The sequence below is a fragment of the Nocardia alni genome (assembly GCF_019038435.1).
Lineage (GTDB): Bacteria > Actinomycetota > Actinomycetes > Mycobacteriales > Mycobacteriaceae > Nocardia > Nocardia alni.
This window is the reverse complement of sequence record NZ_JAGPOX010000035.1, coordinates 47,971-70,004: the sequence shown is the minus strand read 5'-3', so window position 1 is coordinate 70,004 and position 22,034 is coordinate 47,971. Positions and strand designations below refer to the sequence as shown.

The following is a 22,034-nucleotide window of genomic DNA, read 5'->3' as shown; positions in this document are numbered from 1 at the left end:
GTAGTGAGCCGATCACCGCGGCGACCAATTCCGCCTTGTTCCGGTATCGGCGCCGGAGGCTGGGCACGGTGGTGCCCGCGGTGGCCGCCACGGCTTCCAGCGACATCCGGGCGTAACCGAGTTCCCCGAGCTGGTGAGCGGCGGCCGACAGAATAGCTTCGTCCAGGGCCGGGTTCCTCGGTCGCCCGGCCTTCGCTTGCGGAGTGCTCATTATATTGCGATAGTACATCGGAACGTAATTGCGAAAGAAGGCTCCACCATGACCGAGTCCTTGCCGGCCACCGCCGTCGTCCGCGTCTCGCGCGCTACTTTCGACCAGAGCCGGTTCGCCGAGGTCGATGCCCTGAACTCGAAGCAAGCGGCGTACCTGGTCCCGGCCATCGAGCAACTACCGGGGCTCCTGCACTTCTACTCGGGCGACTCGCCGGACGGCTCGATCATGCAGATCAGCATCTGGGACACCGACGAGCATGCCGCGCAGCTGAACGGGCTGAAGGAGATGGTCGTCATCGCGCGCGGGGAGGCGGAGGCGATCGGCGTCACGTTCACCCCTATCGTCCACCACCCGATCAACTGGATCATCGGGAACGAATCGGCCGAGTCGCTGCCGTCGACCGCGGTCATCCGCGTCTCGCGCGGCAGCTTCGACCCGAGCTGGTTCGACGAGGTCGACGCCTTGGCCTCGAAGCAAGCCGAGTTCCTGGTCCCCGCCATCGAGCAACTGCCGGGCCTCGTGCACTGGTATGCGGCCGTCTCGCCGAAGGGCTCGATCGTGAACCTCAGCGTCTGGGACTCCGACGAGCATGCGACGCAGATGGAGACACTGAAGGAAATGGTCGTCACCGCGCGCGGCCAGTTCGAGGCACTCGGCGCCGTGACCTTCGCCCCGATCATCAACTACCCGATCAACTGGACCATCTGACCCGCCAGGGCACCCGTGATCGGTATGCGGCCCGTTCCCGATCGACCTCGGGTGGGTCGGGCCGCCCTTACGACTTCGCGACCAGTGTCAGGACGTCGTACGTCGCAACGGGTTTGCCGTGCTGATTCGCCACCACGGTGTCCCAGCGGACCTCGCCGTAGTCGGCCGAGGCGCGGGGAGTGATCGTCTTGGCGGTGAGGGTGACCGTCAGGGTGTCGTCGACTTTGACCGGGGTGAGGAAGCGGAGGTTGTCTACGCCGAAGTTGGCCAGGACCGGGCCGGGCGCCGGGTCTACGAACAGGCCGGCGGCCAGGGAGACGACCAGGTAGCCGTGGGCGACTATGCCGCCGAACAGTGGGTTGGCGGCGGCCGCGACGGGGTCGGTGTGGGCGTAGAAGGTGTCGCCGGTGAATTCGGCGAAGTGGGCGATGTCCTCGGCGGTGACCTGGCGCGGGCCCGCGACGATGGTGTCGCCCACGATCAGTTCGGCCAGGGTCTTGCGGAACGGGTGCGGTTCGGCGGTTCGGCGGTCGGCGCCGGTGATCCACTGCCGTCCGACGGCGGTGAGGATGTTGGGGGAGCCCTGTACCGCGGTGCGCTGCATATGGTGCAGCACACCGCGAATGCCGCCGAGTTCCTCGCCGCCACCGGCCCGGCCGGGGCCGCCGTGCACCAGGATCGGCAGGGGGGTGCCGTGGCCGGTGGATTCCTTGGCGTCCTCGGCGTTCAGGACCAGGATCCGGCCGTGATAGGGGGCCAGGCCCAGGACGATCTCGCGGGCCAGCGCCGGATCGGCGGTAACGAGCGAGGCGACCAGACTGCCCTTGCCGCGCGCGGCGAGCTCGATCACCTCGTGGGCGCCGTCGTATCCGATGACGGTGGCGACGGGGCCGAACGGTTCGATGTCGTGCAGTTCATCGGCCTTGTTATCGTTGCAGCGCAACAGGATCGGAGGTAGGTATGCGCCGGGACCGTCCGGTGCGGTATCGCTGCCGACCACGATCTCGCAGCTCTTGGTCAGCGAACGCACGGCATTGAGAACCTCCTCGCGCTGTCCGGTGCTGACCAGCGCGCCCATGGTCCTCCCCTCGGCCGCGCCGACGGTGATGCCGGACAGGCGTTCCCGGGTCGCCTCGATGACCGCGTCCACGAGTCCGTTCGGGACGAACGCCCGCCGGATCGCGGTGCACTTCTGCCCGGCCTTGGCCGTCATCTCGGTAACCAGCTGTCGTACATACAGGTCGAATTCGGCCGAACCGGCGGTGACGTCCGGGGCGAGGATCGAGGCGTTGAGTGAATCGGCCTCCGCGGTGAACCGGGTTCCGTTGTGCACCACCGACGGATGCGTGCGCAGGGTGGCCGCGGTCGTGGCCGAGCCGGTGAACAGGATCGAGTCCTGTCCGCCGAGCCGGTCCAGCAGGGGCCCGACGCCACCGCAGATCAGTTGCACCGAACCCTCCGGGAGCACGCCGGATTCGATGATCCGGCGGAATACCAGCTCGGTCAGGTAGGCGGTCTGGGTGGCCGGTTTCACGATCGTGGGCACACCGGCGATGAATGCGGGCGCCAACTTCTCCAGGAAGCCCCACACCGGGAAGTTGAAGGCGTTGATCTGCACCGCGACTCCCCGGCGGGCGGTGTAGATGTGCTGTGCGACAAACGAACCCGACTTGCCGATCTGTTCGACCCCGCCGTCCGCGTAGACGGTGTCGTCGGGCAGTTCGCGCCGCGCGCGGCCGGCGTAGCTGAGCACGGTGCCGAAGCCGCCGTCGATGTCGATGGCCGAGTCGCGGTCGGTGGCGCCGGTGGCGCGGGACAGCGCGTAGAACTCGTCCTTCTGGCTCATGAGAGTCCGGCCGAGCGTCTTCAGTGCGGCGGCCCGCTCGTGGAATGTCGTCGCCGCCATCGCCGGGCCGCCGACGGTGTGCGCGTGGTCGACCGAGCCCGCGAAATCCAGGCCCGTGGACGATACGCGCGCGATCTCGGCGCCGTCGGTCGCGTCGAATACCGGCGTGCCCGCGTCCGGGGCGGTATACCACCGGCCGCTCACATAACTCTGCAGAAGCCTGACCACAACATCTCCGATCTACCGTCCATTCGGTCGGTAATTACCATCCCGCCGCACGGGAGCCGTGTCAAGAGTCGGCCGGTACCGCGGGAAACTGCTGTCAGCCGGTGCGCAGGCCGTCGAACGTCATCCGGACGATGGCCTCGGCGACCTGATCCGCCGAGGTGTCGCCGCGCGGCCGGTACCATTCGATCAGCGAGTTGACCAGGCCGAACAGTAGTCGGCTGAGCAGTGCGGGCTCGATATCCGGGCGCAGATCGCCCTCCGCGACGGCCTGCGCGACCAGCTTGGCGACGATGTCGTCGAGTTCGCGGCGGCGGGCCAGTGCGTGCCGCTCGACCGGGCTGTTGCCGCGCACCCGCAGCAGCAGCGTCACATAGGGCAGTTCGGTGACCAGAACATGCACGCTGCGCCGCACCAGATGTTCGAGCCTGTCGATCGAGCGGCCCGTGCCGACCTCCGCCTCGGTGGTCACCGCGAACAGGCCGTTCAGGGCCCGCGACAGGGCCAGGTCCAGCAGCGCCTCTTTACCCGAAACATGGTGGTAGATGGATGATTTCGTGATCCCCAGCCGCTGCGCGAGGGCCTCCATGCTGGTGCCGTCGTAGCCCTTCTCGTTGAACACCTTCACGGCGACCGACAGCAGTGAATCCAGGTCATAGCCCGGTCTGCCGGGCCCTGACCTGCGGGTGAGGCGTGAGGACGTCATCGGTCCATCCTTCCAAGGGCGAGGCGGCGACCGCGAACCGGATTGCCGCCGGGTCTTGATTACCAACCGAATGTTCGGTAATTATGGAGCAGAGGACAGGAGACTCGCAATGACTGCTATCGCAGGCGCCGCAACGGTCGAGCGCACCGACGGCCTCGCCACGATCACCCTCGCCCGGCCCTCGGCGTCGAACGCGCTCGACGTAGCGCTCAAGAACGCGCTGCTCGCGGCCGTGCGGTCGGTCGCCGCCGACACGTCCGTGCGGGCGGTGCTGCTGCGTGCCGAGGGACGCAACTTCTGCGTCGGCCAGGATCTGGCCGAGCACAGCGCGGGTCTGGACGCCGATCCCGCCACCGCCATGAGCACGGTGGGCGAGCACTACAACCCGATCGTCCGCGCCCTGGCCGGTCTGGAGGTACCCGTTGTCGTCGGTATCTCGGGCGCATGCGTCGGCGCCGGGCTCGGGCTGGCGCTTACGGCCGATATCCGGATCGCCGGGCAGGGCGCGAAATTCGCCGCCGCGTTCACCGGAATCGGACTGGCCAGCGATTCGGGGCTGAGTCATACGCTCGTGGCCGCCGTGGGCGCGAGCCGCGCGAGCGGACTGATGCTGCTGGGCGACCGGATCGGTGCGGACCGGGCGCTGGAGTGGGGAATCGTGCACCGGGTGGTTCCGGACGAGGAGGTGGACGGCGCGGCCGCCGAGATCGCCCGGGGCCTGGCCGCCGGTCCCACCACCGCCTTCCGCGCGGTGAAGGATCTGCTGCGGCATCCGGAACCGACCCTCGACGCCACGCTGGAGCGCGAGCGGGCCGCCCAGGAGCGCCTCGGCGCGAGCGCCGACCATCGCGCCGCCGTCACGGCCTTCCTCGCCAAGACCAAGCCCGCTTTTACGGGACAGTAGCCACGGGACAGTAGAAGGACTCGATCATGACCGCACCGCCGCCCGATCCGCTACAGGCCGATTTCGACGCGACCATCGACGCCGGTCAGCGGATCGAACCCCGGGACTGGATGCCGGATCGCTACCGCGCCACGCTGATTCGGCAGATCGCCCAGCACGCGCATTCGGAGATCATCGGCATGCAGCCCGAGGGCGCGTGGCTGACCCGCGCTCCGTCGTTGCGGCGCAAGGCTGTTCTGCTGGCCAAGGTGCAGGACGAGGCCGGGCACGGGCTGTACCTGTACTCGGCCGCCGAGACGCTCGGAGTGGACCGCGCCGATCTCACCGAGAAGCTGATCACCGGTGCGCAGAAGTACTCCTCCATCTTCAACTATCCGACGCTAACCTTCGCGGACGTCGGCGTGATCGGGTGGCTGGTGGACGGCGCGGCGATCTGCAATCAGGTTCCGCTGTGCCGCAGCTCGTTCGGTCCGTACGCCCGGGCCATGATCCGGATCTGCAAGGAGGAGTCCTTCCATCAGCGGCAGGGCTACGAGCTGCTGATGACGATGATGCGCGGCACCGGCGAACAGCGAGATATGGTGCAGGACGCGGTGAATCGCTGGTGGTGGCCCACGCTGATGATGTTCGGCCCGCCCGACGCCGCCTCGCCCAATACCGGGCAGTCCATGCGCTGGCGGATCAAGCGTCACACGAACGACGAGCTGCGCCAACGGTTCGTGGATATGAGCGTGCCGCAGGCGCGGGCACTCGGGGTCAGCTTCCCCGATCCGCTGCTGGCGTGGAACGCCGAGCGCGGGGCACACGACTTCGGGCAGCCGGATTGGGACGAGTTCGCGCGGGTGATCTCCGGTGACGGGCCGTGCAATACGGAGCGCATCGCGGTGCGCAAGGCGGCCGACGACGACGGTGCGTGGGTGCGTGAGGCGGCGGTCGCGTTCGCCGAACGTGAGCGGGTGTCGGCGGTATGAGCGAGCGTAGCGAGCGACCGGTAGACGCAGCCGAGCGTAGCGAGCGACCGGTAGACGCAGCCGAGTTCTCGCTCGTGCCGGAGCGCAGCGGAGGCATGAGTGAGTCAACGGTAGAGCATATTTCGGGGCCGACTGCCAGCGACGACGCGGGCATGAACGAGGCGGAGGCGGCGGTGGGGCATAGCGGCACGGGTTCCTCGGTCATGTCCGGTGTACGCGGCGCGACTGTGGGCGAGCAGGTGAGTGTTCGCTCGCAATGGCCGCTGTACGAGGTGTTCGTGCGCGGTAAGCGGGGGCTCAACCATGTCCATGTCGGGTCGTTGCACGCGGCCGACGATCGGATGGCGCTGCACCACGCGCGCGATTTGTACACCCGGCGCAATGAGGGTGTGAGCATCTGGGTGGTGCGTTCGGATGCGATCACCGCGTCGAGCCCGTCGGAAAAGGATCCGTTCTTCGCACCCAGTGGGGACAAGGTGTATCGGCACCCGACCTTCTACGAGATTCCCGACAACGTTCCGCATATGTGAGGTGTGAGTGATGACGGTTGATCATGACAACGCCTACGCCGGGCTGACCGAGGGGAGCGGCGAGGACCGGTGGGCCTTCGGAACGGGTTTCGATGATCCGCTGGCCGGAATCGATACGACACTGCCCCCGGACGTCGACGGTCCGATGCTGGCGCGCTACTGCCTGATGCTCGGTGACGACGCGCTGATCGCCGCGCAACGACTGAGCGAATGGATCACGCGTGCACCGGAATTGGAGGAGGAGGTCGCGGTGGCGAATATCGCCCTGGACCTGCTCGGCCAGGCACGACTGCTGCTCGCTCGCGCGGCTGCCGCCGACTCCGGTGTGGTACCGCGTATCTCGCCGACCACGTCGATCCCAGCCGAGGACGCCCTCGCCTACTTTCGCGACGCGAGCGAATTCCGCAATACCTTGATGTGCGAGCTCGACAACGGCGACTTCGCCCAGCTGATCGTGCGGCTGCTGCTGATCGTCACCGCCCGCTCGGCGGTCTTCGACCGGCTGCGCGGCTCGCGCGATCCGGTCCTCGCGGCTATCGCCGGCAAGGGCGTGAAGGAGCTGACCTACCACCGGGATTACGCCGCGCGCTGGGCTGTCGTCCTCGGTGCGGGCACCGAGGAATCCCGTCGGCGCACATATGCCGCATTCGATCACGTATGGCCCTATGTGAACGAGCTTTTCGCCCCGGTCGACGATGAGATCGCCCTCGCCGCTACCGGTGTGGCCGTGGACCCCGGCGCCGCACGTCCGGATTTCGACGAGGCGATCGCCACAATCCTGCGGGCAGCGGAAATGCCAACTCCCAGAGTGGCCTCCAAGGACGCCGCCGGAGCCGCCCAGGGCCGTCACGGCACGCACACCCCGGCACTCGCCGAACTGCTGACCGAGATGCAGAGCGTGGCAAGGGCTCACCCGGAAGGAGTGTGGTAACGATGACCAGGCGAGCTCACGACGTCGCGTACGCCCTTGCGGCCGGGGTGCCCGATCCGGAGATGCCCATGCTGACGGTCGCCGATCTCGGCGTGCTGCGGAGCGTGCACCGTGATCCGAGCGGGTGCACGGTGGTCACGATCACCCCCACATACTCCGGATGCCCGGCCATGGCGACCATCCGCGCTGATATCGAGAACGCACTGCGCGACAATGGCTTCGGAGCGGTCCGGGTGGACACTGTGCTCTCACCCGCGTGGAGTAGCGACTGGATCACCGCCGACGGACGGCGCAAGCTGCGGGAGAACGGCTACTCCCCGCCGGGCCCCGCGCCCGCCCGGGAGTCGGGACCGATCCCGCTCACCCTGGGTCTCGGCTCGCCGACCTCCCGCCCCGGCGGTACGAGCGTGGCTTGCCCGCACTGCGGTTCGTCCGCGGTGCGGCTGCTGTCCGAGTTCTCGGCCACCGCGTGCAAGGCCCTGTACCGCTGCCGCGACTGCCGCGAGCCGTTCGACCATGTGAAGGAAATCTGAGATGAGCGCCACCGCGGAACCGGCCGCCACCAGTCGATCTCGGGGGTTCCACACTCTGCGGGTCGCCGCCGTGCAGCGGCTGTGCGACGACGCCGCGGCGGTGACCTTCGCGGTGCCCGACCATCTGGCGGACGAGTTCCGGTTCAGGCCGGGGCAATTCCTCACCGTGCGGCGCACGATCGAGGGAACCGAGCAGCGCCGTTCGTATTCGATCTGCGCGCCCGAGGGCGCGGCGCCTCGCGTGGGCGTGCGGGAGATCGCGGGCGGGGCCTTCTCCGGCTGGCTGGTTCGCGAGGTCGCACCGGGCGACAGTGTCGAGGTGCAGTCGCCCGCGGGAACATTCGTCGCCGACCCGCTGGCCGGTGGCCGGCATCTGCTGATCGGAGCCGGATCCGGTATCACCCCGCTGCTGTCGATCGCCGCGTCGGTGCTGGCGAACCCCGACAGCGAGGTGACGCTGCTGTACGGGAACCGGCGCACCCGCTCGGTCATGTTCGCCGACGAGCTGGCCGACCTGAAAGACCGGTACGGCAGCAGGTTTTCGGTGATGCACGTGCTGTCCAGGGAACCGCGCGACGTGGAGCTGTTCACCGGGCGGCTGGACGCGGCGCGGCTGCGTGAGCTGCTCACCGCCTTCGTCGCCGTCGAGGACCTCGACCACGCCTGGATGTGCGGACCGCACGCCATGGTCGAGGATGCGATCACCGTGCTCACCGAATTCGGTCTGGATCCGGCGCGCATCCACCGCGAGTTGTTCTACGTCGGCGATACGCCACCGCCACCGGACATCCACCGCGAACCCGGCACGACCGGCCCGGTCAGCCGGGTGACCATCACCCTGGACGGCCGCTCGACCACCGCCGCGCTGCCCCGCGACCGCACCATCCTGGACGCCGCCGAACAGGTCCGCTCGGATCTGCCGTTCGCCTGCAAGGGCGGCGTCTGCGGCACCTGCCGCGCCCGAGTCACCGACGGCGAGGCCGATATGCGCCGCAATTACGCGCTGGAGGAGGGCGAGGTCGCCGCGGGCTTCGTCCTGACCTGCCAGAGCTATCCCGTAACAGACTGCCTCACCGTAGATTTCGACGCCTGAACAGGCCCACCCAAGGACAAGCACTATGACAACCTCGGCACCGGCGCCTGAGAACGACTCCGCCGACATCGAATTCGCCGACCGCGACCGAATCGCCACGCTGCAGCTGGAGCGGCTGAAATGGTCGCTGCGGCACGCCTACGATAACGTCCCGCACTACCGCGGTAGCTTCGATGCCGCCGGGGTGCACCCGGACGATCTGAAGGAACTCGGCGACCTGTCGAAATTCCCGTTCACAACGAAGGCCGATCTGCGCGCGAACTATCCCTTCGGCATGTTCGCCGTTCCACGCGAACGGGTTTCGCGCATCCACGCCTCGTCCGGCACGACCGGACAGCCCACCGTCGTCGGCTATACCGCGGGCGACCTGAACAACTGGGCCGACCTGATCGCCCGCAGTCTGCGCGCCGCGGGCGTGCGCCCGACCGACATGGTGCATGTGGCTTACGGATACGGCCTGTTCACCGGCGGTCTTGGCGCGCATTACGGCGCGGAACGGTTGGGCTGCACCGTGCTTCCGGTCTCCGGCGGTATGACCGAACGGCAGGTCCAACTGATCCGCGACTTCGAGCCCGACGCCATCATGGTGACGCCCTCCTACCTGCTCACCATTCTGGACATGATGCTGCGCATGGGAGTCGACCCGGCCGCCACGTCGCTGCGCGTGGGCGTGGTCGGCGCGGAACCGTGGACCGAATCCATGCGGGGAGAGCTCGAGCACGCGTTCGGCATAGACGCGGTCGACATCTACGGTCTGTCGGAGGTGATGGGCCCGGGCGTCGCCATGGAATGCGTGGAAACCAAAGATGGACTGCATATCTGGGAGGACCACTTCTATCCGGAGATCATCGACCCGCTCACCGGTGAGGTGCTGCCCGACGGATCCGAGGGCGAGCTCGTCTTCACCTCCCTGACCAAGGAGGCCTTCCCGATCATCCGCTATCGCACCCGCGACCTGAGTCGTCTGCTGCCCGGCACCGCCCGCACGATGCGCCGCATGCAGAAGATCACCGGCCGCAGTGACGATATGATCATCCTGCGCGGGGTGAACCTGTTCCCCACCCAGATCGAGGAGCTCATCCTCACCGTACCCGCCCTAGCGGCGCAGTTCGAATGCGTGCTGGACCGTCCGGAACGCCTGGACCAGCTGACAATCCGCGTCGAGGCCCGGCCGGGGACCGCCCCCGCCGACTGTGATGTGGCGGCGAATACGCTGGCTCAGCAGGTGAAACGCCGTATCGGCGTGAGTGTCTCGGTCGACGTGCTCACCCCCGGCGCCATCGAGCGCTCGACCGGGAAGGCCCGCCGCCTGATCGACCGCCGGCCCCGGTGACGCCTGTGCCACAGCCGGAAATTCGGCCGAGCGACGAAGGAGTCGGAGTGACGCCCGATCAGGAATCAATCCGCGGTGAAGTAGATTTCGTGCGCGACATGATGGTGAACGACGCCGCCTCGGCTGGGGCGGGTGTCCGAGTCCTGCACAGCGAGCCGGGTCGCGCCACGGTATCCATGACGGTCCGGGCATCGATGGTCAACGGCCATGACGTCACTCACGGCGGTTATGTATTCCTGCTCGCCGATACCGCATTCGCGGTGGCCTGCAACGGATACGGCCGCGCGACGGTGGCCTCCGGCGGCTCGATCACCTTCATCGCGCCCTCGCGGGTCGGCGACGAGCTGATCGCCGAGGCGACCGAACGCGCCCGCTGGGGCCGTAGCGGCATCTACGACGTCACCGTGCGGCGCGACGGCGAGTCGATCGCTGAATTCCGGGGCAACAGCAGGGAATTGCGCTGAAACTCACGCGCGCAGCCCGTCCAGCACAACCGAGAGCATGCGCCGGGAGCGCTTCTCCCACTCGGCGCCTCGGTCGTCGCGCCACAGGAACGCGACGAGCAGCAGCAGTTCCTCCGCATCGACATCCGTGCGCACCAGGGCGGCGTCCCGGCAGGCGCTCAGTAGCCGCGCGATGGCCTCGACCACCGGATTGTAGTGCTCGGTGGACAGGGCGTTGCGGGTTGCCGCCTGGAGTACGTCGGTGGCGCCGTGTTTGACCCGCCCGAACGCGGCCAGTTGGTCCAGCCAGAGGGTCAGCGCCTGCCAGGGCTCGTGCGCGTCGAGTAGGGCATCGGCCGCGTCGACCAGTTCGGCCACATCCTGCCGGTAGACGGCCATGATCAGGTCGTCGCGGGTGGGGAAGTGCCGGTACAGCGTGCCCTGCCCGACGCCGGCCTTCTTGGCCACGGCATGCAGGCTGACGTCGCTGGATGTGGCCAGCGCCTCCCGTGCGACGGCCATGATGCGGGCCCGATTGCGCGCGGCGTCGGCGCGACGTGCGGGCGGATGTGCGTCGGCCATCCCACCTCCGAATCTCTAAACGGACAACTGTCCGCTATGCTGGATCTCAATCGGACAACTGTCCGCTTCTAGGATAGAGGAGAGCGACCATGTCGGGCATCGAAGGTAAGGTCATCGCCGTCACGGGCGCCAGCAGCGGCATCGGCGAGGCCACCGCGCTGTCGCTGGCCGAAGGCGGCGCGAAGGTCGTGCTGGGCGCGCGCCGCGAGGCCAGGCTCGAGAAGCTGGCGGCCCGTATCGCCGCCGCGGGCGGGCAGGCGGCTTATCTGCCTACCGACGTCACCCGGCGCGCCGACCTGGCCGCGCTGGTCGACCTGGCCCGCGATCGGTTCGGCCGCCTGGACGTGCTGGTCGGCAATGCGGGCATCGGCCCGATCTCCCCGCTGGACTCCCTGTGCGTCGAAGACTGGGAGGCCATGGTGGATGTCAATATCAAGGGCTTCCTGTACGGGATAGCCGCCGCGCTCCCGGTCTTCCGCGAGCAGGCAAGCGGCCATTTCGTGACAGTCGTGTCCACCTCGGGCCTGCGGATCGTGCCGAACCAGTCGGTCTACGCGGGCACCAAGAACGCGGTCCGGACCATCTGCGAGGGCCTGCGTCAGGAGGCCGGGCCGAACCTGCGCGTCACCGTCGTGTCTCCCGGCTATGTCCGCACCGAATTCGCCGACCACATCCACGACGAACACGTCCTGAGCCAGATCGGCGACTCGATGGACGCCATCGCGATCCCGCCGGAATCCATCGCCGCCGCAATCGCTTTCGCCATCGAACAGCCTGCGGCGGTTGATGTCGGCGATATCGTCGTGCGCCCGACCGCCCAGAGCTGAACGGCAACCGCACAAGTCGCGCGATGACTCCGCTCGCTCATGGCGGGACGGCGCCCCCATCCCGCGCCGAACCGGTACGACGGGATGAAGGCGTCGGTGGTGGTGCTGGCGGGCGGCAAGAGCCCGACCTGGCTACGGAACGGGGATGCCGCCCTGGCCCAGGCGATCCCGAACGCACAGCACCGCGTCATCGATGGCCAGAACCGCATGATCGAGGCCCACGCCCTGGCCCCGGTGCTGACCGAGATCTTCACCGGGGATCGAGCGAACCGCGGCTCACAACCCCCGGGTGAAGTTCGGCGGCATTAGCACGTCGTCCGGGGTGAGGTCGTGGATGCTGGCGTGGCCGAGGCCGTAGAGGGTGGAGTCGATGCCCTGGCGGATCACCTCGAGGACGTTGTGGACGCCGTGGCCGCCGGACGCGGCCATGCCCCAGAGGTAGGGGCGGCCGATCATGACCGCCCGGGCGCCGAGGGCGACGGCCTTGACCACGTCGCTACCGCGGCGAACGCCGCCGTCGAGGAGGATTTCGATCTGCCCGCCAACGGTATTGGCGATGCTGGGCAGCATGCGGATCGTGGCCGGTGTCGAATCCAGGTTGTTCCCACCGTGATTGGATACCGAGATCGCGGTGGCGCCGACGTCGACGGCGCGCTTGGCGTCGTCGGGCCGGGAGATGCCCTTGATGAGCAGCGGGCCGTCCCACTGTTGCCGCAGCCAGGCCAGATCGTCCCAGGTGGGCGGGGGAGTGCCCATCCATTCGCCGTACGCGCCGAAGAACGTCGGGCCCTGATCGCCGCGGGGCACCAGGTTGGGTGTGGTGAGATCGGGCAGTTTTCCCGAGCGGGCGAAGCGCAGCAGCCAGCCGGGCCGGGCGAGGACCTGCGGGGCGAACGAGATCGCGGTCTTCAGGTCGATGCGCTCGGGCAGCGCGGGGCTGCCCCAGTCGCGCTGGGTCGCGAAAACCCAGTCCAGGGTGACGATCAGGCCCTTGGCGCCGGCTTCCCGGGCGCGGTCGAGCCGGGAGACCATCGCGTCCTTGGAACCCAGCCAGTACACCTGGAAGAAGGTCTTTTCGTTCGCGGCGACGACCTCCTCGATGGGCTTGGATCCGAAGGAGGACAACCCGAGCGCGGTCCCGGATTGTGCCGCGCCCCGCGCGACGCCCACCTCACCCTCGGGGTCCACGGCCTGAACGCCGGTCGGTGAGCAGATGACCGGCATGGAGATCTGCTGCCCGAGAACGGTTGTCGACAGGTCCCGGGTGGCGTGCAGGTCGGCGATGTGCGGGCGCATGCCGAGTTCGGCGAACGCCGCGGCGTTGTCGTCGAGGGTCACCCCGGCCTCGGATCCGGCCAGCAGCGCCAGGTAGACGGACCGGGGAACGCGTTTCTTCGCCCGGCGCTGTGCCTCTGCGACCGACTCGAACCAGTCTCGTGTGCTTGCCATTGAATGTGAATCCTTCGTCTAACGCAGTCCGGCGATGGGATCGGTATTGCACGCCCGGTCGGGCACTGTCATGGGAATTTTCGGGCCGGGCATCCCGAGCGATACGGTCCGGCGTGAGCGGGACTTGCGCGAGTGGTCCTTGTCGGGCATCGGCCGGTCGATACCCGGGGCGACGGGAACGGCGTTGCCGCGCACGCATTCCGGGTCGGGACCGTCCAGCGGCAGCCCGGTGAAGAACTTCGCCGCCATGCACCCGCCCTGGCAGGCGTCGTAGGCCGAGCAGGAGGTGCACGCGCCACCGGTTTGCGGTTGGCGCAGCTCGGCGAACAGCTCCGAAGTACGCCAGACGGATTCGAAACCGCCCGGATCGCGCACATTCCCGGCCAGGAACTCGTCGTGAATGGCGAAGGGGCACGCGTAGACGTCCCCGACGGGATCGATCAGGCACACCACTCGCCCCGCGCCGCACAGGTTCAGCCCGGGGATAGGGCTGGATCCCAGCGCGTTGAGGTGGAAGAACGAATCCCCGGTCAGTACACCCTCGCCGTGGTCGACCAGCCAGTCGTAGATACTCCGCTGCTGCTCGGCGGTCGGATGCAGCTCGTGCCAGACATCCGCGCCACGGCCCGACGGCCGCAGCCGGGTGAGCCGCAACTGTGCGCCGAATCGGTCCGCGATGGCCTTGAACTCGTCCATCTGGCCCACGTTGTCGCGGGTCATCACCACCGAGATCTTGAAGCCCTCGACCCCGGCCGTCGCCAGATTCTCCATGGCCCGGTACGCCGTCGCGAACGAACCCGGGCCGCGCACGGCGTCGTTCACCTCCGCGGTCGCGCCATCGATCGAAATCTGCACGTCGACATAGTCGGTGGCCGCGATCTGCTCGGCCCGCTCCCGCGTGATCCGAACCCCGTTGGTGGAGAACTTGACTCCGACCTGGTGATCGACGGCGTAGTGCAGCAGGTCCCAGAAGTCCTGCCGTACAGTCGGTTCACCCCCGCCGATGTTCACATAGAACACCTGCATCCGCTGTAGCTCGTCGATGACCGACTGGCACTGTGCCGTCGTGAGTTCGCGGGGGTCGCGCCGCCCGGACGATGAGAGGCAGTGCGAGCAGGCCAGATTGCAGGCGTAGGTGAGCTCCCAGGTCAGGCAGATCGGCGCGTCCAACCCGTGCTTGAAATGTTCTACGAGTTTCATTGCTGCCCTTCACTGTTGCGTCGCAGGATCGTCCCCGCCCGATACAGGTCGGCGAGTGCGCCCAGATACTTGTCGTGCTCGGCGAGCGGTACGCCCGCCGCCGTGATCGCCGCGACCGCGTCTTCCCGGTCGCCCAGCTCGCGGACCACGGTGACCAGCTGCGGTGTCTTGAGGAACGACAGGCGCCGGGTGGTGAAGTCGTACACCAGCGCCCCGAACGGTTCCGGGCGCAGCGACACCGTCGGTGCGAGGACATAGGCGCTGGCCGGATCGAACCGATCAACCGGCGCCGCATGCGCCGTCGTGGGCTCGCTCATGATCGGGGCTCCTGTTTACGAACGATGGTTGAGTGACCAACAGCATAATGGCACCCGGTGACAAAATGGAAGCCCCAGTCGACACGCACTCGGGATCAGGGGTGTGAACCCGGAGTTGTCATAGTGTGGAGCTATGACTGTTGACTGGGTGGTCTGGTCGCGCGGCTGTCGAGCGCCACATTCTGTGGTGCGCACCGCCGGAGGGTCCTGTCACGCCCTGTGTTGACGAGATCCGCCACTCGAGGTCAGTCTTGTTCGCGTGCAGGCTGATTCACGCGCTCTGGCGTGAGAACCTCTGTGATTGCCGGTGATAGGTGATCCGAAGGATGCCGATGAAACGTGAGCAGCTGCCGCAGCGCCGTCAATACCTGTAGACATCCGTTCGGTGCGATCTGTCGAATCATAGGTGACCCGAGGGGATGCCGATGAAACGTGAGCAACCGCAGCAGCACCCGCGAACACTCGTGGATATCCTTTGGACGCGAGCCGTCGAACAGCCGACGAGGATCGGCTACCGCTTTCTGCACACCGGAGGCCGGCGGGAGGACGAGACCTACCGACTACTGCTGGACCGCGTCCTGGATCTGGCGGCGCGGGTACAGGAGGTCACCGCGCCCGGCGACCGGATCCTGCTGCTGTGCCCGCCGGGCCTGGACATGGTGCACGCGGTCTTCGCGTGCCTGCTGATCCGGCGGGTCGCGGTGCCGTTGTACGTGCCGACCTCGCAGCGGCATGCCGAGACGGTGGCGGCGATCGCGCGGGACAGCGCCGCTGTCGCCGTCATCGCGCCGCGGTCGGCGGCCCCGGTGGCCCACGATCTGCTGGGGTGGCCGGACGCGAGGGTGATCGACAGTGCGACGCCCGCTGCCGGGGGTGCGACACCGACGCCCGAGCCGCTACCCGCGCCGGACGACATCGCGTATCTGCAATACACCTCGGGCTCGACGGGGAGCCCGAAGGGCGTCGTGGTTCGTCACCGCAATCTCATTCACAATATCGCGTGTCAGCGGCTCGTGTTCGAACAGTCCGCAGACAGTTCGGCTGTGTTCTGGCTGCCGCCGTCGCACGATATGGGATTGATTCTGGGGATTCTATCGCCGCTTTTCACCGGATACCCCGTCACGCTCATGGCGCCGATGACGTTCCTGCGTGATCCGCTCGTCTGGCTGCGGACGATATCGGAGAATGTGAACACCATAGCAGGAGGGCCGAATCTGGCATACGGAATCTGTACCGAGCGCATCTCGCGCGCGGATGCGGAGCGGCTGGACTTGTCTCACTGGGACGTCGCGGTGGTCGGGGCCGAACCGGTCAATCCGACGGTCCTGAGGAATTTCGCCGATAAATTCGCGGTGAGCGGATTTCGGCCCGAGAGCCTATTTCCCGCCTACGGCCTGGCCGAGGCCACGTTGTACGTCAGCGGCGGACCGCTGGGTGTGGGGATGCGCACGCGTTCGATCTCGAACGAGGCCCTGGAGCAGGGGCGAATCGTCACCGAGACGGGTGGTCGGGAGCTGGTCGACCTGGGGTCCGTCGGTGTCGGCGCCGTCGCCCTGGTGGATCCGGCGAGCGGCCGGCGGTCGGAACCCGGGCGCGTCGGGGAAATCTGGCTGTCCGGAGCGAGCGTCACCTCGGGCTACTGGAACAAGCCGGACGAGACCGAGCGCACCTTCGCGGCGCGCATCGTCGGAGAGGAAGCGGCGTATCTGCGCACCGGCGATCTCGGATTCATGACCGACGGGAATCTCGTCATCTGCGGGCGGCTCAAAGAGGTGATGATAATCAACGGTCGGAATCTGTTCCCGCAGGATATCGAGTGGAGCATCGAGTCCCACCATCCGGCGTTGCGCCGCGGTGGCTGTGCCGCGTTCTCCACCGAGATAGACGGTGAGGAACGCCTGATCGTCGTACAGGAAATCGATAAGGACGGGGCGGACGATCCCGCCGCCGGACTGGAGGATTCGATCCGGTCGGTGATCAGTCGCGAGCACGCTGTCGCACTGCATCAGGTGATATTCGTCGACAAGGGCCAGGTGCCGAAGACCACGAGCGGCAAAATACGCCGATCGCATCTGCGCCGGGTTTATGTGAGTGAATTCGAATCGAGGTCGGTATGATCGGGTCGTCACACGACGCGAAACCCATGGAGTTTCTTCTCGAATGGGTGCGTCGGCGCCTGGGACGCGATTCGGTCGAACCGCACACATCGCTCACCGCCCTCGGCCTGGATTCGGTGAAGGCCGCCGAACTGCTGACGCTCCTGGAAGACCGGTTCGGGACGGAGATATCCGTCGAGGACGTCTACGGCGACATGTCCATCGCCGATCTGGCCGATGCGGTCGTCCGGCAGGCCGATACGGCTCCGGACTTCGTCACTCCGGCCGCCGAGCCTCTCGTGGCGCCCTCGAAACGGAGTGGGACAATCGAATTCGGGCTGTTCTTCTTCGCCAGCGATGCGCGGCACAGCGATACCGATCGCTACCGGCTGCTGCTGGACAGCGCCCGCTTCGCCGATGCGCACGGCTTCAAGTCGATCTGGGTGCCCGAGCGCCACTTCCACACGTTCGGCGGCCTGTATCCGAACCCCGCCGTGCTCGGGGCGGCATTGGCGGCGACCACCCGGCAGGTACGGATCAGGGCGGGCAGTGTGGTTCTGCCCCTGCACAATCCGGTGCGGGTGGCCGAGGATTGGTCGGTGGTCGACAATCTGTCGCACGGTCGCGTCGACGTCGCGTTCGCCACCGGCTGGAATCCCGACGACTTCGTCCTGGGCCGGGACAACTACCGGACCCGGGTCGATGTCACCCGTTCCGGCATGGACACCGTGCAGAGGCTGTGGCGCGGTGAGTCGGTCTCGCTGCCGAACGGCGTGGGGGAGACGCGGTCGGTACGCATCTTCCCTCAGCCGGTCCAGGCGGACCTGCCGACCTGGGTGACCTGCAGCGGGAGCGTGGAGCGCTTCGAGATGGCGGGCGAACTGGGCGCGAATGTGCTGACGGCCTTGCTCTTCCAGGATATCGACGAACTCGCCGAGAAACTCACCGCCTATCGCAAGGCGCGCGCCCGGCACGGCCACGACGCCGACGGCGGCACCGTCTCGGTCATGCTGCACACCTTCGTCGCGCCGACGCAGGACCAGGTGCGCCAGACGGTCCGCGGACCGTTCCGGAGCTATCTGGAAGACTCTGTCGACCTGTGGCGCCGGGGTCTGCCCGCCCTGGACAGCCTCGACGACCGATCCCGAAACAAGGTGCTGGACTTCGCCTTCGAGCGGTACTACCGGACCAACGGGCTGTTCGGCACGCCCGATTCCGCGCTGTCGACGGTCGAGCGCCTGCGCGAAGCCGGAGCGAACGAGATCGCCTGCCTCATCGACTTCGGGATACCCGAGTCGGCCGTACTCGCCGGCCTGGAGTCGCTGGCCATTCTCGGGGACAAAGCACGCGAGATGTGACGCGGCGCAGTGACCGAGCGATAGACCACGGAACGGTCCCGGTGGAGCCGAGCGCTAGCGCGGTAGAGCTGTGATCGTTGCATCTTCAGGGAGGCAACATGCCCGACCAGCGAACATCCACATACCCATTGACCGCGGCGCAGCGCGCGATCCGGCTCATGCAGCAGGTGATCGGCGAGACCCCGATGGCGAACGCGCTCTACGTGGATCTGGTGGGCGACATCGACACCGAGCTGCTGATCGAGTCGTATCGGCGGGCACTGGACGAGTTCGAGATCGCACGCATGCGGGTCGTCGAGGCGAACGGGCAGTCCACGCAGGTACTGAACGAGGTCCCGGACGACGCGGTGCGGTTCATGGACTTCGGATCGGAACCTGATCCCGTCGGCGCGGCGGTGGACTGGATGCGAGAGGACTACCGCCAACCGATCGATCTGCGACGTGGCCCGCTGGTCGCGGGCGCGGTCGTGCGCGTCGGCGAGCGGCATCGGCTGTGGTATCTGCGTGCTCACCACATCGCGCTGGACGGCATGGCCGCGATGAACATCCTGTCCCGCAGTGCGGATATCTATACCGCCGCCGTCGCGGGCGGAATGCCTGGCGAACAACGGATTCGAAGGCTGGGCGAGATCGTCGCCGCGGACGAGCAGTATCGCGTCTCGGAGCGCTTCGGACAGGACCGGGCGTTCTGGTCGGAGTATCTGGCGCGACTGCCCGAACCGGTCACTCTCGCCGATCGGTCCGCGATCGCCCGGGAACATCCCCGGTCGGTCGGTACCGAACTGCACGCCGACAGCAACAAGGCGTTGCGTGCCGTCGTCGACAATCTCTCGGTCGGTCCGGCGGCCCCGATCCTCGCCGCGTTCGGCCTGTACCTGGCTCGGATGACCGGCAGTGACGATGTGGTGCTGAGCCTTCCGGTCGACGCGCGAGTCACGGCCTCCATGCGCCGTTCCGGCGGAATGGTCGCCAATATCGTGCCACTGCGGATCGCGCTGACGCCCGATGCGACCATCGGGTCGCTGATCGGGGCGGTGCAGCACGAATTGGTCGATGTTCTTCGGCGGCAACGGTATCGGCACGAGGACATGCTGCGGGACTCGGAATCGGTTGCCCGGCATCCGCATCAGGCATTCGGCCCGATGGTGGACCTGATGATCCTCGATACGAAGATCATCCTCGGCGACGTCGTCGGACGGCTGCGGGTCCTGAGCCCGGGGCTCATCTCGGACCTGTCGGTGAACGTCTATCCGGCCGTCGGCGGGGAGAGTACCCGCGTCGATTTCTTCGCGAACCCGGCCGTGTACACCGCCGGGGATCTCCTGCGTCAGCACCACGGATTTCTTCGCTTTCTGGACCGCTTCCTGCAGAGTGTGAACGCGAACAGCGAGATTCGGATATGTGCGGTCGATCTGCTCGATCCTGTCGAGCGACAGCTGCTGCGCGGGTGGGGTGACGGCGGCGCCGGTCCGGAGCGCAGCACGCTGACCGAGATGTTCTCCCGGTCCGCGACCGCCTGCCCGGATCGGCCCGCGGTGGCGGGCTCCGGCCGCGAGTGGACGTATCGGGAGTTGGACGAGTGGTCGAATCGATGCGCGCGAGCGTTGATCGGCTGCGGCGCGGGCCCGGAGACCGTGGTGGCGATCGCGATGACGCGTTCGGTGCAGTGGGTGCGGGCGGTGTGGGCCGTCGCCAAGACCGGAGCCGCGTTCGTCTCCGTGGATCCCGCGCAGCCGGCGGAACGTAATCGGTTCCTGCTCAGCGATTGCGGCGCTACTCTGCTGGTGGTCGACGGGGAGATCGACACAGAGACAACACAGTTGGATGTTCCCGGAGTCAGGATGATCGACCCGGACCGCATCGATCTTTCCGCGCACAGTGCTTCGGGCGTCACTGATGCCGACCGGCACCGCGCGGTGCGGCCGGACAACACCGCCTACGTCGTGTACACCTCGGGATCGACCGGCACACCGAAGGGTGTCGCGGTGACCCACGCCGGACTGTCCGCCGTCGCGACCGCTCAGCATCGGCACTACCGGACGACCGAGGAGTCACGGGTATCGGCCGTCGCCGCACGAACTTTCGACGCGGCGATTCTGGAACTGCTCCTGGCGGTACGGGCGGGCGCCGCACTGATCGTCGCCCCCGCGGACGTGTTCGCCGGACCGCAGCTGGCCGATTTTCTACGGGCTCAACGCATTACGCATGCCTTTCTGTCACCGATGGTGGGCATGTCGGTGGAGCCCGACGGACTCGACGACCTACAGGTCGTGCTGACCGGCTCCGAGGCCTGCCCACCGGCGCTGGTATCGCGGTGGTCGGGCACCGACGCCGCCGGGACCCGGCGGCTGTTCAACATGTACGGGCCCAGTGAGACGACGATCTGGGTGAGCGACGCGGAATTGACTGTCGAGGAGTCGATCTCGCTGGGATCGCCGATGCCGGGCGTGCGGCTGGCGGTCCTGGATCGTTGGTTGCGACCGTCGCCGCCCGGTTCGGTGGGCGAGCTGTGCGTAGCGGGACCGGCGGTGGCGCGCGGATATCTCGGTCGGCTGGAGGCGACCGTCACGTCGTACGTGGCCGATCCGTTCGGGCCGGCGGGATCGCGGATGTATCGGACCGGCGATCTGGTGCGGTGGCTACCCGAACGCGGAGTCCTGATGCTCGTGGGGCGCGCCGATTCCCAGGTCAAGATCCGCGGTCAGCGTCTGGAACTCGGCGAGGTGGAAGCCGCTCTGGCCGATGTCGACGGGGTGCGCCATGCCGTCGCGACCACCTTCACCGGCGCCGACCCGCAGAACGTCCGGTTGATCGCCTACGTGATCGCGGCGCCGGAGCGCGGCATCGATCCGGTCGCGGTCCGGCAGGCGATCGGTCGGCGGTTGCCGTCGTACATGGTTCCCGACGTCGTTACCGTCCTGGGCGAGTTGCCCCTGTTGCCCAGCGGCAAGGTGGATCGCCGCGCGCTGCCCGCCCCGCCGCCAGAAGTCGCGGATCACCGGGCCGCGTCCACGCCGGTCGAGGAGATCGTGACCGCGGTGTTCGCCGAGGCGCTCGGCATCGAGCGGGTGGGGGCCGACGACGACTTCTTCGCCCGCGGAGGGCATTCCATCTCGGCGACGCAGGTGGCCGCGCGCGTGGCCGCGGCGACGGGCGTCGAGGTGGGTGTGCGGGACGTGTTCGACGCACCCACCGCAGCTCGACTGGTCCGGCTACTGGCAGACCGCTCGGCCGCGCCCGCGCGTTCACCGCTGGTGGTCCGGGAACGCCCGGCGCGGGTGCCGCTGTCGTTCGCCCAGCTGCGCATGTGGTTCATCAACCGGCTGGAACCCGGCTCACCGGCCTACAACATTCCGCTCGTGCTCCGATTGACCGGACCGCTGGATACCGGCGCGCTGACCGCGGCCCTCGGCGACGTGGTGGCCCGCCACGAGACGCTGCGGACCCGCTACCCCGACGTCGACGGTGTGCCCTTCCAGCAGATCCTGCCGGTCGCGGCGGCCATGCCGGTGATCGATGTGGACGACGTCGCCCGGGCACGCCTGGACGATACGGTGAACGAGCTGATCCGGCGTGGATTCGACCTGGCGGTCGAGTTGCCGCTGCGGGCGACGCTGTTGCGTTGCGATGAGCATGAGCACGTCCTGGTGCTGGTGGTGCACCACATCGCCGCGGACGGCTGGTCGATGTCTCCGCTGGTGCGGGACCTGTCGCTGGCCTATGCGGCGCGGCGGTCGGGGCGGGAGCCGCAGTCGGCTCCGCTGCCGG

The 22,034-nt window shown here is 67.7% G+C and carries 21 protein-coding genes (1 of these 21 running past the window's edge); 14 read left to right on the top strand and 7 right to left on the bottom strand.

What is annotated here, in order from left to right:
* A partial coding sequence (locus JZ791_RS15975) for a helix-turn-helix domain-containing protein (RefSeq protein WP_216895583.1) occupies nt 1-211 on the bottom strand: 211 nt, incomplete at its 3' end.
* 48 nt (nt 212-259) lie between these two features.
* Here JZ791_RS15975 and JZ791_RS45020 point away from each other — a divergent pair.
* Complete coding sequence (locus JZ791_RS45020; RefSeq protein WP_254205788.1) at nt 260-922, top strand: hypothetical protein; 663 nt, start codon at nt 260-262, stop codon at nt 920-922.
* Nucleotides 923-989: 67 nt separating this feature from the next.
* Here the strand turns inward: JZ791_RS45020 and paaZ are convergent, their stop codons facing one another.
* Nucleotides 990-2,996, bottom strand: a complete 2,007-nt coding sequence (gene paaZ / locus JZ791_RS15965) for a phenylacetic acid degradation bifunctional protein PaaZ (RefSeq protein ID WP_216895581.1) — start codon at nt 2,994-2,996, stop codon at nt 990-992.
* A 94-nt stretch (nt 2,997-3,090) separates the two neighbouring features.
* Entirely contained in the window at nt 3,091-3,699 is a 609-nt protein-coding gene (locus JZ791_RS15960; RefSeq protein WP_216895579.1) for a TetR/AcrR family transcriptional regulator, read from the bottom strand.
* A 109-nt stretch (nt 3,700-3,808) separates the two neighbouring features.
* On the opposite strand from JZ791_RS15960, the gene JZ791_RS15955 reads away from it, so the two are divergent.
* The 8 genes from JZ791_RS15955 (at nt 3,809) to paaI (ending at nt 10,458) form a co-directional block, all read left to right on the top strand.
* A complete protein-coding gene (locus tag JZ791_RS15955) occupies nt 3,809-4,603 on the top strand; it encodes an enoyl-CoA hydratase/isomerase family protein (protein ID WP_216895577.1) in 795 nt (264 codons plus the stop codon).
* Between the two features lie 26 nt (nt 4,604-4,629).
* Nucleotides 4,630-5,574: a 1,2-phenylacetyl-CoA epoxidase subunit PaaA gene (paaA, locus tag JZ791_RS15950; RefSeq protein WP_216895575.1), complete on the top strand. Its 945-nt coding sequence runs from the start codon at nt 4,630-4,632 to the stop codon at nt 5,572-5,574.
* 203 nt (nt 5,575-5,777) lie between these two features.
* Nucleotides 5,778-6,104: a 1,2-phenylacetyl-CoA epoxidase subunit PaaB gene (gene paaB, locus JZ791_RS15945; RefSeq protein ID WP_216895591.1), complete on the top strand. Its 327-nt coding sequence runs from the start codon at nt 5,778-5,780 to the stop codon at nt 6,102-6,104.
* A gap of 10 nt (nt 6,105-6,114) precedes the next feature.
* Entirely contained in the window at nt 6,115-7,035 is a 921-nt protein-coding gene (gene paaC / locus JZ791_RS15940; RefSeq protein ID WP_216895573.1) for a 1,2-phenylacetyl-CoA epoxidase subunit PaaC, read from the top strand.
* A 2-nt stretch (nt 7,036-7,037) separates the two neighbouring features.
* Nucleotides 7,038-7,568 carry a 1,2-phenylacetyl-CoA epoxidase subunit PaaD gene (paaD, locus tag JZ791_RS15935; RefSeq protein ID WP_216895571.1) on the top strand — a complete coding sequence of 177 codons (531 nt, stop codon included), beginning with the start codon at nt 7,038-7,040 and terminating at the stop codon, nt 7,566-7,568.
* Between the two features lies 1 nt (nt 7,569).
* Nucleotides 7,570-8,661 (top strand): 1,2-phenylacetyl-CoA epoxidase subunit PaaE, encoded by a 1,092-nt coding sequence (paaE, locus tag JZ791_RS15930; protein ID WP_216895569.1) that lies wholly within the window; start codon nt 7,570-7,572, stop codon nt 8,659-8,661.
* Between the two features lie 25 nt (nt 8,662-8,686).
* On the top strand, nt 8,687-9,994 hold the full coding sequence (gene paaK / locus JZ791_RS15925) for a phenylacetate--CoA ligase PaaK (protein ID WP_216895567.1): 1,308 nt from the start codon (nt 8,687-8,689) through the stop codon (nt 9,992-9,994).
* Between the two features lie 98 nt (nt 9,995-10,092).
* Nucleotides 10,093-10,458 (top strand): hydroxyphenylacetyl-CoA thioesterase PaaI, encoded by a 366-nt coding sequence (paaI, locus tag JZ791_RS15920; RefSeq protein WP_216895589.1) that lies wholly within the window; start codon nt 10,093-10,095, stop codon nt 10,456-10,458.
* A gap of 3 nt (nt 10,459-10,461) precedes the next feature.
* Here paaI and JZ791_RS15915 read toward each other — a convergent pair whose 3' ends face one another.
* On the bottom strand, nt 10,462-11,019 hold the full coding sequence (locus tag JZ791_RS15915; RefSeq protein WP_216895565.1) for a TetR/AcrR family transcriptional regulator: 558 nt from the start codon (nt 11,017-11,019) through the stop codon (nt 10,462-10,464).
* Between the two features lie 89 nt (nt 11,020-11,108).
* Here JZ791_RS15915 and JZ791_RS15910 point away from each other — a divergent pair, with 89 nt between their 5' ends.
* Nucleotides 11,109-11,846, top strand: a complete 738-nt coding sequence (locus JZ791_RS15910; protein WP_216895563.1) for an SDR family oxidoreductase — start codon at nt 11,109-11,111, stop codon at nt 11,844-11,846.
* A 39-nt stretch (nt 11,847-11,885) separates the two neighbouring features.
* Entirely contained in the window at nt 11,886-12,155 is a 270-nt protein-coding gene (locus JZ791_RS15905; RefSeq protein ID WP_216895561.1) for a hypothetical protein, read from the top strand.
* Here the strand turns inward: JZ791_RS15905 and mftD are convergent.
* The 3 genes from mftD to mftB are packed head-to-tail and all read right to left on the bottom strand — an operon-like array spanning nt 12,123 to nt 14,812.
* Nucleotides 12,123-13,295: a pre-mycofactocin synthase MftD gene (gene mftD / locus JZ791_RS15900; RefSeq protein ID WP_216895559.1), complete on the bottom strand. Its 1,173-nt coding sequence runs from the start codon at nt 13,293-13,295 to the stop codon at nt 12,123-12,125. The genes JZ791_RS15905 and mftD overlap by 33 nt on opposite strands.
* Before the next feature lie 18 nt (nt 13,296-13,313).
* Nucleotides 13,314-14,495 carry a mycofactocin radical SAM maturase gene (gene mftC / locus JZ791_RS15895; RefSeq protein ID WP_216895557.1) on the bottom strand — a complete coding sequence of 394 codons (1,182 nt, stop codon included), beginning with the start codon at nt 14,493-14,495 and terminating at the stop codon, nt 13,314-13,316.
* Nucleotides 14,492-14,812 carry a mycofactocin biosynthesis chaperone MftB gene (gene mftB / locus JZ791_RS15890; protein WP_216895555.1) on the bottom strand — a complete coding sequence of 107 codons (321 nt, stop codon included), beginning with the start codon at nt 14,810-14,812 and terminating at the stop codon, nt 14,492-14,494. The genes mftC and mftB overlap by 4 nt, the downstream gene beginning before the upstream one ends.
* Before the next feature lie 425 nt (nt 14,813-15,237).
* Here mftB and JZ791_RS15885 point away from each other — a divergent pair, with 425 nt between their 5' ends.
* From JZ791_RS15885 to JZ791_RS15875, 3 genes are all read left to right on the top strand, one after another.
* Nucleotides 15,238-16,929 (top strand): fatty acyl-AMP ligase, encoded by a 1,692-nt coding sequence (locus JZ791_RS15885; RefSeq protein ID WP_216895553.1) that lies wholly within the window; start codon nt 15,238-15,240, stop codon nt 16,927-16,929.
* Between the two features lie 26 nt (nt 16,930-16,955).
* On the top strand, nt 16,956-18,266 hold the full coding sequence (locus JZ791_RS15880) for a MupA/Atu3671 family FMN-dependent luciferase-like monooxygenase (protein WP_254205787.1): 1,311 nt from the start codon (nt 16,956-16,958) through the stop codon (nt 18,264-18,266).
* 98 nt (nt 18,267-18,364) lie between these two features.
* Nucleotides 18,365-22,034: the 5' portion of a non-ribosomal peptide synthetase gene (locus tag JZ791_RS15875; RefSeq protein WP_216895549.1), read on the top strand. The gene runs 24,179 nt beyond the window's last position; the window shows 3,670 of its 27,849 coding nt (coding positions 1-3,670); it begins with the start codon at nt 18,365-18,367; its stop codon lies off the right edge, out of view.